The 14,359-nt window shown below is 27.0% G+C and carries 15 protein-coding genes; 3 read left to right on the forward strand and 12 right to left on the reverse strand.

The window, feature by feature from the left end; genetic code table 11:
• Positions 1–27: 27 nt before the first annotated feature.
• From B0174_RS05745 to B0174_RS05760, 4 genes are read right to left on the reverse strand one after another with little or no spacing between them, the layout of a single operon-like run.
• Positions 28–792: a 7-carboxy-7-deazaguanine synthase QueE gene (locus B0174_RS05745; RefSeq protein ID WP_108558707.1), complete on the reverse strand. Its 765-nt coding sequence runs from the start codon at positions 790–792 to the stop codon at positions 28–30.
• Positions 785–1,318 carry a 6-carboxytetrahydropterin synthase gene (locus B0174_RS05750; protein ID WP_108558708.1) on the reverse strand — a complete coding sequence of 178 codons (534 nt, stop codon included), beginning with the start codon at positions 1,316–1,318 and terminating at the stop codon, positions 785–787. Before B0174_RS05750 ends, B0174_RS05745 begins: the two co-directional genes overlap by 8 nt.
• Complete coding sequence (queC, locus tag B0174_RS05755) at positions 1,318–2,001, reverse strand: 7-cyano-7-deazaguanine synthase QueC (RefSeq protein ID WP_108558709.1); 684 nt, start codon at positions 1,999–2,001, stop codon at positions 1,318–1,320. The genes B0174_RS05750 and queC overlap by 1 nt, the downstream gene beginning before the upstream one ends.
• Positions 1,994–3,217, reverse strand: coding sequence for a molybdopterin molybdotransferase MoeA (locus B0174_RS05760; protein ID WP_108558710.1), 1,224 nt, complete (start codon positions 3,215–3,217; stop codon positions 1,994–1,996). The genes queC and B0174_RS05760 overlap by 8 nt, the downstream gene beginning before the upstream one ends.
• Positions 3,218–3,300: 83 nt before the next feature.
• Here B0174_RS05760 and B0174_RS05765 point away from each other — a divergent pair, with 83 nt between their 5' ends.
• Together B0174_RS05765 and B0174_RS05770 are read left to right on the forward strand one after the other, a co-directional pair.
• Entirely contained in the window at positions 3,301–3,705 is a 405-nt protein-coding gene (locus B0174_RS05765) for a hypothetical protein (RefSeq protein WP_108558711.1), read from the forward strand.
• Positions 3,705–4,376, forward strand: coding sequence for a 16S rRNA (uracil(1498)-N(3))-methyltransferase (locus B0174_RS05770; RefSeq protein WP_108558712.1), 672 nt, complete (start codon positions 3,705–3,707; stop codon positions 4,374–4,376). The genes B0174_RS05765 and B0174_RS05770 overlap by 1 nt, the downstream gene beginning before the upstream one ends.
• 37 nt (positions 4,377–4,413) lie before the next feature.
• On the opposite strand, the gene B0174_RS05775 is transcribed toward B0174_RS05770, so the two are convergent.
• The 6 genes from B0174_RS05775 to argB all read right to left on the reverse strand — a co-directional run bounded on the left by B0174_RS05775 (position 4,414) and on the right by argB (position 10,179).
• Entirely contained in the window at positions 4,414–4,809 is a 396-nt protein-coding gene (locus B0174_RS05775; RefSeq protein WP_108558713.1) for a hypothetical protein, read from the reverse strand.
• 161 nt (positions 4,810–4,970) lie between these two features.
• Entirely contained in the window at positions 4,971–5,855 is an 885-nt protein-coding gene (locus tag B0174_RS05780; RefSeq protein ID WP_108558714.1) for a c-type cytochrome, read from the reverse strand.
• Complete coding sequence (locus tag B0174_RS05785) at positions 5,852–7,102, reverse strand: cytochrome b (protein ID WP_108558715.1); 1,251 nt, start codon at positions 7,100–7,102, stop codon at positions 5,852–5,854. The genes B0174_RS05780 and B0174_RS05785 overlap by 4 nt, the downstream gene beginning before the upstream one ends.
• Positions 7,103–7,113: 11 nt before the next feature.
• The gene (locus B0174_RS05790; RefSeq protein ID WP_108558716.1) at positions 7,114–7,614 is read right to left on the reverse strand and encodes a Rieske 2Fe-2S domain-containing protein; all 501 of its coding nucleotides are present in this window, start codon (positions 7,612–7,614) and stop codon (positions 7,114–7,116) included.
• A gap of 173 nt (positions 7,615–7,787) precedes the next feature.
• Positions 7,788–9,269 carry a threonine synthase gene (thrC, locus tag B0174_RS05795; RefSeq protein WP_108558717.1) on the reverse strand — a complete coding sequence of 494 codons (1,482 nt, stop codon included), beginning with the start codon at positions 9,267–9,269 and terminating at the stop codon, positions 7,788–7,790.
• A gap of 10 nt (positions 9,270–9,279) precedes the next feature.
• Positions 9,280–10,179, reverse strand: a complete 900-nt coding sequence (gene argB / locus B0174_RS05800) for an acetylglutamate kinase (RefSeq protein WP_108558718.1) — start codon at positions 10,177–10,179, stop codon at positions 9,280–9,282.
• 80 nt (positions 10,180–10,259) lie between these two features.
• On the opposite strand from argB, the gene B0174_RS05805 reads away from it, so the two are divergent.
• Positions 10,260–12,992 carry a RecB-like helicase gene (locus tag B0174_RS05805; protein ID WP_108558719.1) on the forward strand — a complete coding sequence of 911 codons (2,733 nt, stop codon included), beginning with the start codon at positions 10,260–10,262 and terminating at the stop codon, positions 12,990–12,992.
• On the opposite strand, the gene B0174_RS05810 is transcribed toward B0174_RS05805, so the two are convergent.
• Both B0174_RS05810 and B0174_RS05815 read right to left on the reverse strand, forming a co-directional pair.
• Complete coding sequence (locus B0174_RS05810) at positions 12,989–13,543, reverse strand: thiamine phosphate synthase (protein WP_108558720.1); 555 nt, start codon at positions 13,541–13,543, stop codon at positions 12,989–12,991. The two genes, B0174_RS05805 and B0174_RS05810, sit on opposite strands and share 4 nt — an antisense overlap.
• Positions 13,544–13,614: 71 nt before the next feature.
• Positions 13,615–14,301, reverse strand: a complete 687-nt coding sequence (locus B0174_RS05815; RefSeq protein WP_108558721.1) for a F0F1 ATP synthase subunit A — start codon at positions 14,299–14,301, stop codon at positions 13,615–13,617.
• Between the last annotated feature and the right edge of the window lie 58 nt (positions 14,302–14,359).

A 14,359-nucleotide genomic window follows, 5' to 3' on the forward strand; every position in this document is an offset into this window, starting at 1 on the left:
CACTTTTATAATAAAAGCATTTTAATTTTAAACACCTCTTTTATTATCCCAAACTCTAATATGCAATCTATCACAATATTTAAAACCATTTTCTATTGCCATATTTATTACATCTTCACAATTTTTATTAATTTCATTTGCTGTATCGCCAAGTGGCATAAGATAAACCTCGCATTTTGGAATATCTTTTAAAATCTCTTGTATTTCACTGTTTGCTTCTTGTAAAAAGTCTTTTCCAATTACAAATTTTAAATATGATTCACTTGTATTTGTTAGAATTTTTGCAATTGTTTCTTTATTTATTCTTTTTTTAAAAGGTTCAAGTGAATTACTAAGTTTTACACTCATTGAAAATAGAATATATTTTTGATAATCAAATTCAAAATTTAGATTTAAAGAAGCATTTGTTTCAATTGTGACTTTATGTCCATCATTTATATAGTGTTTTAAAAGTTTCTGAAACTCTTCTTTATTCCAATATAATAAGGGTTCACCACCTGTTATTACAATATCTATTTTATAATTATTAGGATATTTAGAAAGTAAAGTATCAACTTTACTTACAATTTCTTCATAAGATTTATATTTTGTCCAAGTATCTCTAAACTCCATATCAACAGCATAAAATGAATCACAAGCGCATTTTTTGATTCCACTTGGAGTTTCATACTCTACTGAAAAACCCTCACATTTGAAATTACATTTCCCAAATCTTATAAAAATTGAGGGAGTTCCTACAAGTTTTCCTTCGCCTTGAATTGTTGGACCAAAAATTTCATTTATTTCAAGCATAAAATGTGCTTCTACTTTTTGGTGTTTCTAAAAATTCCACATGAGAAACTTTGACATTTAATTTATCCATCTTCTTTTGAACAATTTTTAAAAACCATGCAGATAAATTTTCACTTGTTGGAACAAAATCTACAATTATATAACCTTCATAAAGTTCTTTAATATGAATTTCATCATCTTTAAATTTTGTAAGATTTACTAAATAATAACCTTCCTCAAAGTTAATTAATTCATTTTTATTTACATTTGGAATTAATGTAAAAAATAAAGGATCATTAATATCTAAAATAAATTTATGGTCAAGAATATCATCAATAAATTGTTTAAACCAATTTAAATGCTTAAAATCTGTAACCATTCCATCTTTTAATTCTTGTGCTTCTAAATAAACTAAGATTTTTCCTTGATGTCCATGTAAATGTCTACATTTTAAACATGAATCTAATGAAAATTCTGTATCTAAAGTTTGTGACCAAACTCTGTGACCATAACAAAACTCAAATTCTTTTGATATTTTCCAATGCATTATAAAACCTTATAAGTTATTGGATCAGTTTGGTTTGCAACTTTAAATCCATTAAGTCTAAGTCTACAAGAATCACAAATTCCACAAGCTTCATTTTCTTCTTTATAACATGACCAAGTATGTTCAAGTGGCACATTTAATTTTATGGCTTCTAAAACAATTTGAGCTTTTGATAAATGAACTAAAGGTGTAATAATATTAATATGCGTATCTTCTCTTGTTCCTTGATTTATAGCTTTTTTCATATCAGCTATAAATTCGTCTGTACAATCAGGATAACCTGAACTATCTTCTTGTACAACTCCAATATACATAGCAGTTGCCTCTTCTTTTTCAGCAATTGCTGCTGCTATTGATAAAAATATTCCATTTCTAAATGGAACATAAGTAATAGGAACTCCAGCTTCAATTCCTCCTGTTGGAACATCAATATTTTTATCTGTTAAAGCACTTGCACCAATTTGTGTAAAAAAAGGAATATCAACTTCATATTTTTCTAAAATTTTTAAATCATTACAAATATCTCTAAATGCTTTTAATTCTCTATCTTGTGTTCTTTGTCCATAATTAAAATGAACAGCAATTATTTCATAACCGTCATTTTTTGCCATATATGAAGCAAGTGTGGAATCCATTCCACCACTTAAAATACATATTGCTTTTTTTGTTCTGATATTACTCATGTGTTAAAAAGTCCTTTTTTTTATCGCTAAAGAATTTCCAATTTATTGGTAATATTTTTATTAAACAATTTTTTTCTAATTTCTCAACTTTATCATCTATTATAATCATTGAATTACAAGAACTTAAAACGCAAACCATTCCCGCTGATCTTTTTTGAGAAGCTTCAAAATATTCACCATCAAAAAAACCAGGAATTAGCGTAGTTTTTCCTTTTTTTGTTGAAAAGTCATCTTTTAATTTTCCTAAAATATAATTTGAATAAATATTTCTTGAACCAATAAGTTTTTGAATTAGGATTTTTCCAAACATTTCAAATATTAATGCAGATGCAAGAGGATTTCCTGGAAGATTTAGAATATAAGTATTTTTAATTTTTCCAAAAACTGTTGGTTTACCTGGTTTTACATCAATTCCATCAAAAATAGTTTCAATGTTTAGTTGATTAAATGCTTCTTTTGTAAAATCCGCATCTCCAACTGAAACTCCACCAGAAGTGATTAATAAATCTGCATCTAAAGAGTTATTAACCAAAGTTTTTATATCTTCAATTGTATCTTTTGCTTGACCTATAAAAACTACATCACAACCTAATTCTTTTGCTCGACTTATAAAAGTTGGTGTATTAGAATTATAAATTTGAAAAGATTCTATTTTTTCATAATGAAGTTTTAACTCTTCACCACTTGCAAAAACTACAACTTTTGGTTTTTTATAAACTTTTATATGTGAAATTCCTTGACTTGCAAGTAGGGTGATTTTTGAGAAATTAATGTCATCACCAATATTTATTAAAAGTTCGTCTAATTTTATATCTTCACCAATATATCTTATATGTTGAAATTCTTTAACATTTTTTAAAATTTTAATTTTATTATCATTAAGTTCTTCTACATCTTCTTTTGGAATTATTGCCGTTGAATTATCTGGCATTTTTGCGCCAGTCATTATTTTTATACAAGTATTTTTTTCTAATAATTTATTATTGTTATCACCTGCAAAAATAGTATCAATTATTTCTAATTCATTGTCTTTATCTTCATAAATTATTGCATATCCATCCATTGCTGAATTATCAAATTTTGGTAAAAAACTTGTGGCAAAAATCTCTTTTGCACATATTCTTCCCGTTGCATTTTCTATGGGGATAATTTCAAAATTTAAATCTAAAGTTAAATTTGAAATGATTTCTATAGCAGTTTGTACATTTATAGCCATATTATTCCTTTTTGTAGTTAAAATAAAAACTTATGACAAGTTAGATATAATACCAAAATTTTTTAAAAGTGAGATAAACAATAATGGAATTAATGCACAGTGCGGTTCAAACCCACATTTATACAATATATTTTTTCTTAGCAATTATGGTATTTAATCTATATTCTGTATATAAAGAAAAGGAGTTTATAGTTTTAGCAAAACGACTAAAATTTTTGACACCTTTATATCATTCAATAAATGCAGTAGTAATTTATACAGGGACAATAGTGGCTTTTTATGCACAAACTTTTAGTTTTACAATAGCTTTAATGATTCCAGCTTCTATATTTTTATTAGTTATTGAAATAAAAAGATATAAAAAAATGAGAGTTATAAAACATGACCAAATTGAATTACAAAATGAGTTTTATATTTATGCTAAAAAGATTTATACGATAGAAATTTCGGTAATTATTGCTGTTTATATTTTAAGTAAGGTATTTTAATGCAATTTACTTATGATGAATTTTGTGGAAGTGATATTTTTGAAATAAAAGATGAAGTTTATAATTATTTGATAAAAGCTAGACGACACAAAATTGATGATGAAATATATTTTAGAAATTTAAAAGATGATAATATTTATTTATATAAAATTAATTCTATTGATAAGAAAAAAGCATATTTGAATTTAGTTTCAAAGGAAGAAAAAATTGTAATTAATGAAAAAAAATTACATCTTGGTTGGTGTGTTGTGGATCCTAAAACAGTAGAAAAAAATATAACTTCATTAAATGAAATGGGAGTAAATAAAATCACATTTATTTATGCTGATTATTCGCAAAAAAACTTTAAAATTAATATTGAAAAGTTGGAAAAGATTTTAATTAACTCTTCAAGCCAATGTGGAAGATCGGATATTATAAAACTTGAAGTTTCAAAAAGCTTAGAAAATTTTATAAAAGAAAATAGTGATGTTTATTTTTTAGATTTTTCTACAAAAATGATTGATGATAAAAAAGATGAAATTAAAACTTTAGTTATTGGATGTGAAGGTGGTTTTTCTAAAAATGAAAGAGAAAAATTTAACAAAGAAAATATTGTAGGATTCAATTCAAATTTAATACTTCGTTCTGAAACAGCAATAATAGCTGCAGGAACAAAAATACTCTTATAAAAAAAGATAAACTTTTAAAGTTTATCTTTTTATTTCCTTACCAATTTCTAACTATTGAGTGGCAGCTAGAACATGCGTTTAACATATCAGAATAAGCATTTGTAGCTTTTATAAATGCTTTATTATCCAAATTAGATTCTAATTCAGTAATATCTAAAGATATTCTTTTTGAAGCATTTTCAGCCATATTTACCATATGCTTTTTATTGTCAGGTAAATATTGGTTTATAACTTTTGTATCTGAGAAAAGTGCATTTCCCTCTTTCACAAGTTTAGTTCCCTCTTTAATCAAATCAAGGTTATTATTTAAAAAACCTTTTTGAATTTGAGTCATACCTTTTTCCATAGTTGACATTGAGTTTTGCATTACATCATTTGCATTTACGATTCCAAATACTAATGAGCAAGCTAAGATTATTTTCGTGATTTTCATTTTATGTTCCTTCTACTTTTGGCTTTAAATATTACTATCTAAGCATTTAAATAAAACTTAAATTATTAAAATATAAGATTATAATTAATTTACTTTGATTATGTACAAAAAAAAAGGCTTAGGAAAAAATCCTAAGCCTTTTTTATTTTATGAAGGGTGTTCTAGTGAACATCTCTCCATTTACTTGCTTTCCATAAGAAACCAAAGATTGCAAAAATCACTAGATAAATTAAGAATTTAGGTCCTAATTCTTCTCTTTGAGATTTTTTAGAATCACCAATTTCTTCTAGGTAAGAAACAACTTGCTCTTGAGCTTCTTCATTTAATCCAACTCTAGGCATTGCTGTACCTTCTAAATGTTTCTCAGGATCATTAACAAATGTTTCCAAATATTCATGACCTCTTGATCTAATAAATTGAGATAAGTCAGGAGGTAATTTCCCCATATAGTGTTTAATGTCAGCATTTGGTGTAAATGCAACCATTGTCCCACCTTTCATATCAGCATATTTAATAGAGTGACATCTTTGACAAGCGTCATGAAAAACTTCTTTATTAGTCATTTCTTTTGGTGCAATTGATTTTAAGAAAGCAACCATATCAGCTACTTCTTGTGGTTGCATCCAATCATAAGCAGGCATTGGATGAACTCTACCTTCAACAAATTTATGAGAAACTTTTGAAGCTTTAGCAGGATTTTTAATAAATGCTGCTAAATAATCTGCATTATAAAGTTTTCCAGCACTACTTAAATCAGGAGGAGTTACTCCATAAGCAGCAGCAGAACTTGCATTATCCATAACTGCCGGGAAGCCTTTTGCTTCAATTGAGTGACAAGCTGTACAGTTTGATGTAACTAATGTTTCACCATTTACTGCATCACCTTGTAATGCTTTAATATCTTTTATATCTTCTTGAACATCAGAAAATGTAAAATCAGCAGGAGCAACATGAGGGTGCATTTGAGAGTGAGCAAATGGCTCAACTCCCCAGTATGTAATTAGCGTTAAAGCAACTACTACTGCTAATATTTTTAATTCTCTCATAGTGATCCCCTTTTCTTAGCATCAATTTTAGTAACAATTGGAAGTATAATAAATAATAATATAAATGAAACAGCTGCAAAGAATCCAACCCATGCATTAGCACCTGTTGGTGGTAATTTACCATAAACAGTTAATACAATTAAGTCAATCATTAAAATCCAGAACCATGCAAAGAAAACTGGTCTTCTATGAGCTGGTAAAATTTTTGGATCTCTATCTAACCAAGGTAATAATAAGAAAATAACATTTGCAAATGCAAATGCAATTAGTCCAATATTAAATGCTTTAAATCCAAACATATCAAAGAAGAATCCTCTTAACACTTCGTATGACCATAAGAAATACCACTCAGGATAAATATGAGCTGGTGTTACCATATTATTTGCAGGATCAAAGTTTACAGGGTCCATAGCAAAATCATAATGGAAGAATACTAAGTAGAAATAGAAAATTAAGAATACACCAAGTACTGCTAAATCTTTTGAGATAAATACAGGCCAGAAAGGAATAACTTTTGACTCTTTTTTATTTCCAGCTAAATATTTTTCAGCTTCAGTATCAAAATCAAATTCGTCAGAATTTTGATTATTAACATGAGGAATTCTAAGAGTATAGAAGTGTAAAGCAATAATTCCCATAATTGTAATTGGTAATAAGAATACATGCAACATAAAGAATCTTGTTAAAGTAGCATCAGCCACATTAAAGTCACCTCTAATCCATACAACTAAAGCATCTCCAATAACAGGAACTCCACCAAATAAGTTAGTAATAACCATTGCTGCCCAGTAAGACATTTGTCCCCATGGTAACATATATCCAGAGAATCCAGCAGCACTGAATGTCATAAATAATAACATACCAGAAATCCAAATCATTTCTCTACCTTGTTTGTAAGAACCATAATAAATTCCTGTAAACATGTGAATATAAATAACTAAGAAAACAACTGATGCTGCAACCCCATGAATATGTCTGAATAACCAACCAAATGCAACTTCTTGCATAATTGTGTAGTTAACTGAGTCAAATGCTAAGTTAATATCTGGTTTGTAATACATCATTAAGAAGATTCCAGAAATAATTAAAATACCAAATGTAGTAGCTAATAATACACCCATTGCCCATAAGAAGTTAATATCTTTTGGAATCCAATATTCAGTCATCATTACTTTGTTGAAAGTAGTTAAATTTAATCTTTGATCTAACCACTCACCAACAGAGTTAGATTTTTCAAATTTTGCCATTAATTAACTCCTTATGCTTTCATCGCAGCTGCGATAGCTTTGTATTCTGGACCTTCTTCACCTAAAACGATAGAAGTACCTTTTACACTAAATGATGGTAAATCAAGAGGTCTTGGTGGTGGTCCAAAAACTTGTTTACCACTTGGATTAAATTCCCCTCCATGACATGCACATTTCCATTTATCTTTTTTCCATGCAGGAATACAACCTAAGTGAGTACAAAGACCAATAGCAACGGTAAATCTATCTGCACCTACTACTAGATCTCTAGTACTTGCTTCCATATCTGGAGTTTTCTTTAATACAAATATTGGTTTTCCTCTCCATGTAAAAGTTTCTGGTTCACCAGCTTTTATAGCTGATAATTCGATTTCAGTAAATCCCCCAGCAAGTACACTTGGAAGTGGATCCCAAGCTTGTTTCATACCAACGAGCGAAGCAGCACCACCTACTGCAGCAACTGCAGCAAATGAGTAACCAATAAAATCTCGTCTATTTATTTCTTTAGACATATTTGGCTTCCTTTTTTTTAATTTAGAATTCGATGATTATAGTACGAAATTACTTAAAATGAATTGACTTATGTCAGTTAAATGATGTTTTAAAAGAGTTGCTGTGAATTTATTACACAGTGTATATTTTTTATATAGGTATAATTTCTTGCAGAGATTATTATTAGAGAATCTTATGATTCTCTAATAAATTTCACTATTTCTAGTTCAATATTTTCTTTATCAATAACTAAAGAGTGATTTATTTTTGCTGAAAATAACTCTTTTATACTTTGTGGTAAAGTTGCATTATATTTTGATGAAATTTCTTCTAATGCTTCTTTATCAGCATATTTTTCATTATTTTGTTTTAATGCATTTAAAACAGTTGGCGAAAATTTTGTCCATTCAGCAGTTGAATAAATAACAGTTTTTAATGGTTTGTCTTTAAGCTCTTTATATGCTTTTATACAAGTTGCAGTATGAGGATCCATTAAGTATCCATTATCCAAAAATTCTTTAATTGTTGTAGTACCAAAAGTATCATTTGAATTAATCGCTGAAAAATATTTTTGAACTTCTTTTGTTTCTTTTTGACTCATTGTGAAGATATTATTGTTATTTAAGTCTTCCATCAATTCTTTTGTTCGTTTTGCTCCAAATAATGAAAATATTACTCTTTCAATATTTGATGATTTTAAAATATCCATTGCAGGAGAAAGTGTTAGTTTTAACTCTTTTCCTCTAATATCATAAATACCTGTATTTATCCATTGCGTTAAAATATTGTTTTCATTAGATGCAACTAAAAGTTTTTCAATTGGTAAACCCATCTCTTGAGCATAAAATGCACCTAAAACATTTCCAAAATTTCCTGATGGTACAACTAAATATATTTTCTCGCCATTTAAAATTTCATTTTGTTTTAAAAGTTGAATATATGACCAAAAGTGATAAATTATCTGAAAAATGATTCTTCCAAAGTTTACAGAGTTTGCAGCACTAAGTTTAATATTATCTTTTTCTAACTCTTCTTTAAATGTTTTTGAAGCCAAAAGTTTTTTTAGTGCATTTTGTGCATCATCAAAATTTCCTTTTATTCCTAAAACTTTAAGATTTTTTCCATCTTCACAAACCATTTGAAGTCTTTGAACATCACTTGTTCCACCATCAGGATAAAGACATACAACTTGAATATTTTCTTTATTTTTAAAAGTATTTAAAGCTGCTGGTCCTGTATCTCCAGAAGTTGCTGCTAAAATTAAGTATTTTTCATTTCTTTTTTTTGCAATTGATGAAAGAATTGAACCAAAAGGTTGTAAAGCCATATCTTTAAAAGCCCTTGTTGGTCCATGATATTGTTCATGTACAAATAAATCATCTTTTACTTTTACCACAGGACAAGGATTTGAGGCATCATCAAAGTTATCATATAAAGCTAAAGCTTTATTTATTTCTGTTTCTTCAATATCAATTTCAAATGCTTTTAAAATATCAAATGCTAATTCTTTGTAACTTGAGTTTACATGATTTAAAATAAAATTATCTTCTAATGTTGGTAAGTTTTTTGGTACATATAATCCACCAAAAGAAGTACTAGGATTTAGAATTGCTTCACTAAATGGTACTTCAATTGGTTTTATACCATCATTTCCTCTTGTTTCTATAAAATTCATTTTTCGCCTTTTAATCGTTTAATAATTTCTCTAAATCTATCCCATTATTAGGGTTATCAAGTCTCACAAATTGAGTTCCAATTCCATCACTTGTAAATAATTCAAGTAAGATTGAGTGTTCTACTCTTCCATCAATTATATGTGCTTTATTTACTCCATTATGTATTGCATCTATGCAAGAATCAACTTTTGGTATCATTCCACCAGCGATTGTTCCATCTTTTTTGTAGTTTTCAACACTTTGTTTATCCAAAGTCTGAATTAATTTTCCCTCTTTATCTAAAACACCAATTGTGTCTGTTAAAAATAGAACTTTTTGTGCTCCAACTGCAGCTGCAATTTCGCAAGCTGCAACATCTGCATTTATATTAAATCCTGGATGATTTGGTTCAGCACTATCAGCAATTGGTGCAATTACTGGAATAAAACCCTCTTTTATAAGATTATTAATCATACTTCCATTTACTTTTGTGATTTCGCCTGTATATCCAAATCTTCCATTATCTTTTGGAATTGCATTTATTAAAGCTGAATCTTTTCCTGAAATACCAATAGCTTTTGCTCCATGATGATTTAGTAAAGATGTAATATTTTTATTGATTTCACCACTTAAAACCATTTCAACAACTCTCATACTTTCTTCACAAGTAACTCTATGTCCATCAACAAAATGTGAAGGGATTTCTAATTTATTTAATAATTCAGTAATTCTAGCCCCACCACCGTGAACAATTACAGGTTTTATTCCTAAAAGTGAAAGAAAAACTATATCTTGTGCAAATTTTTCTTTTAAATCAGGGCTTGTTTGTGCAGAACCACCGTATTTAATAACAATTGTTTTTCCGAAAAATTTTTTAATATATGGTATTGCATCAAGTAGCGTTTGTACTTTTTGATGTTTATTTTGCATATGCATAATCCTAAGTGATTTTTGAGTGCTGATTATATCTAAAAGAATCTTATTAATAAAAAATTTAGTATCATTAGACCATGAAAAAATACTTAGCCCTAAAAGCTAGTGCTGGAAGTGGAAAAACTTTTGCATTAACTGTTCGATATATAACACTTATGTTACTTGGTGCAAAACCAAATGAGATTTTGACTCTTACTTTTACAAATAAAGCAGCAAATGAAATGAGTGAAAGAATTTATAAAACTCTTTTAACTTTAGGTGATGATGAAGCATATTTAAGTGCAATTGTTGAACAATCAGGCTTAAGTAAACAAGAGATTCTTGGCAAAAAAGGTTTTCTCGTAAAATCATTTTCAAATGCCAGTTTATCTATTTTTACTATTGATAAATTTATAAATAAAATCTTACGAGAATTTTGTGGATATATTGGAATATCAGATGATTTTGAGATAAAAGTTGATGATATTGAAGCTTTGAGTATGAAGTTTTTACAATCTTTAAATGCAACTCAATTTGAAACTTTAATTGATTTTTCTCACTATGAAAAAAAGAAATTTAACTCTATTTTTGAATTATTTAAAAATTTACTTGAAAAAAATGAAACAGTTGATATTGTAAATATTGATGCAAAACTAATTGATTTACAAAAACAAAATGTTTTAGAGTTTGCCTTTAAAATAAAAGAGCAAATTTTAAATTGTAGTGGAGCCAGTGCTAGTGCTATAAAAGCTGTTGATTTTGAAACTTTTGATGAGTTATTTGGTAGAACTTGGCTTGAAAAAGACATATTAGCTGATTATTCATATTTTAAAAAATGTGCAAATGAAACAATAGAGTCTTATTTTTCTAATCTAAAAGATGAAATTTCAATTTATTATAAACTAAGAGCTGGATATAGTTTGAGTAAACTTTTTGAGCTTTATTTGATGTTTAAAGATTTTAAATTTACTTTTAATAAAAACAAAAACTATTTGGAATTTAATGATATTTCAAATTTAGTTTATGAACTGTTATCTACAAAAATTGATAAAGATTTTTTATATTTTAGACTTGATTCTTCGTTTTCACATATTTTAATGGATGAGTTTCAAGATACTTCACTTTTACAATATAGAATTTTAGAGCCATTGATTAAAGAAATACTTGCAGGTGATCAAACAAAATTTAAAACATTTTTTTATGTGGGAGATATAAAACAATCTATTTATAGGTTTCGTGGTGGTAAAAGAGAGCTTTTTGATTATGTTGCTAATTCAAATAAAATTCTTGAAGTTGAAGTTTTAAATACAAATTATCGTTCTTGTGAAAACATAATTTCTTATGTAAATTCACTTTTTTTAAATATTCCAAATTATGAATATTTTGAGCAAGAATCTGTTTCAAAAGGAGGATATGTTGAAGTAATTGTTGATGAAAAACTAGATGAAGAAAATAAGTATGAAAACATTGCTTCAAAAATCGCACAACTTTTAAAAGAGGGTGTTAATTCAAATGATATTGCAATTTTAACTTATACAAATGATGATGTTTTAAATCTTTATTATTATCTAAAACAAAAATTCCCATCTTTAAAAATCACAACAGAAATGACCTCAAAACTTATAAATCAACAAAATGTAAAAGCTGTAATAAATGCAATAAAATATCTTTATTTTAAAGAAGAGATTTATAAAGAAAATTTAAATGCACTAATAGGAAAACCAATTTTAAATGAACTAAATTTAAATATAGATTTAGAAGAAAAATCAATTCAAGAAATCATAAAAGAGTTAGCAAGTAAACTAAAAATAATTGATGAAAATATAATAAAACTAATTGAAGTTAGTTCAGTTTTTTCAAATATTGTTGATTTTGTTTATGAGATTGATAAATTAGATTCTAATATGGAAAATTCAGAATCAGTTGGACTTCAAATTTTAACTATTTTTAAATCAAAAGGTTTAGAGTTTAACACAGTAATTTTGCTTGATAGAATAAAAAGAAAAAATGTGGATAAATCATCTTTATTATTTGAGTACGAAAGTGTGCAATTAAAAAATATTTTTTATAAAATCAAAGGTTATGAAAATTATAATAAAGATTATGAAAAAGCACTTAAAAAAGAGAAAGCTTTGAGTATTGAAGATGAGATAAATATTTTGTATGTGGCATTAACACGGGCTAAAAATAATATGATTATTTTCAAAAAAGCTAAATCATCAGTTTTTGATGTGTTAAATATGAAACCTACACAAATTGGAACAGTTATTCAAAGTGAAAATATCTCAAAAAATTATGAAAATGTTACAAAAATTTTATATAAACCTTTGGATTTGGGAACTCAAGAAAAACAGATTTCAAAAGAAAAAGAGTTTGATGAAAATCATTTAAAAGCAAAATATTTTGGAATCGCAACTCACTATTGTCTTGAAATGATGAATGAATTTAATATTAGTAATATTGATTATTCATTGAATCTTGCAAAAACTAGATACTCAAATTTTTTAGATGAAACTGATTTTATTGATATAAAAAATAGGTTGTCTTTATTGGTAAATAATGAGAAATTTATTTCACTTATTTTAGATGCAGAGTTTATTAGTGAACAATCTTTAGTATATAAAGAAGAGATAAAAATTATTGATTTATTACTTTTTAAAGATGGAAATTATTACATCATTGATTATAAAACTACAAAAGAAACGCATGTGGAACACACAACTCAAGTAACCTTTTACAAAAAAGCTATAAAAGATATTTTCCAAACTCAAAATGTTTTTTCTTATTTGGTTTATTTACAAGCAAATGAAATTTTAATTAGTGAAGTTTAAATAAAATATCTAATAGAAGCAATTCCATAAGCTTTTGTTTTAGATATTTGTTCTATTTGTTCTTCGTTTATAATTCCACCAAGAGCAATAATATTTATATCTTTAAAACTGTTTATTGCTTCTTGTAAAACTTCTATTCCTTTTGCTTCGCCTTTATTAGGTGTTTGAAAAATTGGAGAAAAGGTAACTGCATCTGCAAGATATTCTATAGCTTTTTGTATATCTTCAAATGTATGACAAGAAATAATTACATATAAACCTAACTCTTTTGCTTCTTTGATTTTATCAAATTGAGAAGAAGTAAGGTGAACACCATTTGCATTTAATTTTTTTGCTAATAAAAAATCACTATTTATTAGTATTTTATAGATATTCTTTTTTTTACAAATTTTAATAAATACTTTTGCTAATTCTTCAAAATTAGAAGATTCTTTATCTCTAAAACAAGCAATATCAACTTTTTGTTTATTTAAAATATTTATTAAAATTTCTTCAAATTTTATTTTATCATTTGTATAATATTTTGGATCTGTTATTAAATATTTATTCATTTTAAAATCCTTATATAAAAAAAGGGAGAAAGTAAAAACTTCCTCCCTTTTTGATTTACAATCACTAATAATTAGTGTTCGTCGTGTTCCATCATAACAGAACCAGCAATATAAACATAAGTTAATATACTGAAAATAAACGCTTGTAAGAAACCAAACGCTGTTAATAGGAAAAATCCAGGTAATGGTAATAACCAAGGAACTAACATTAAAAGTACCATAAGGAACATATCATCACCTCTGATTGATCCAAAAAGTCTGAATGATAATGAAATAATTCTTGAGATATGAGAAATAATTTCAATAGGAAACATTAATGGTGCTAATACAGGCATTGGTCCCATAAAATGTTTAAAATAGTTAATAAAACCATTTGTTTTAATACCTAAGTAATTGTAATAAACAAAAACTATTAAAGCTAAAGATAAAGTAAAGTTAATGTTACTTGTTGGAGCTTCAAAACCTGGGATAACTCCCATCATATTACTCACAAAAATTACAATAGCTAAAGATGCAATTAAAGGCATATAAGTTCTTGCATTTTTTTCACCCATTGTATCAGTTCCCATTTTGATGATACCATCAACGAATGTTTCCATTACATTTTGAGCACCAGTTGGAACTAATTGTAATTTTCTAGTTGCAGCTCTTGCAATTAAGAAAATAATACCAAGCACTAAAATATAGTGCGATAAGATTATCCATTCTTGTCCGTGTCCACCGATTGTACCCAAGAATGTAAACAGTCTTCCTTCCATGTTCTTCCTTTTTTTTGTTCTACTACATACTAAATTATGGTTGCATTATAATATTTAT

Source organism: Arcobacter caeni (genome assembly GCF_003063245.1).
GTDB lineage: Bacteria > Campylobacterota > Campylobacteria > Campylobacterales > Arcobacteraceae > Aliarcobacter > Aliarcobacter caeni.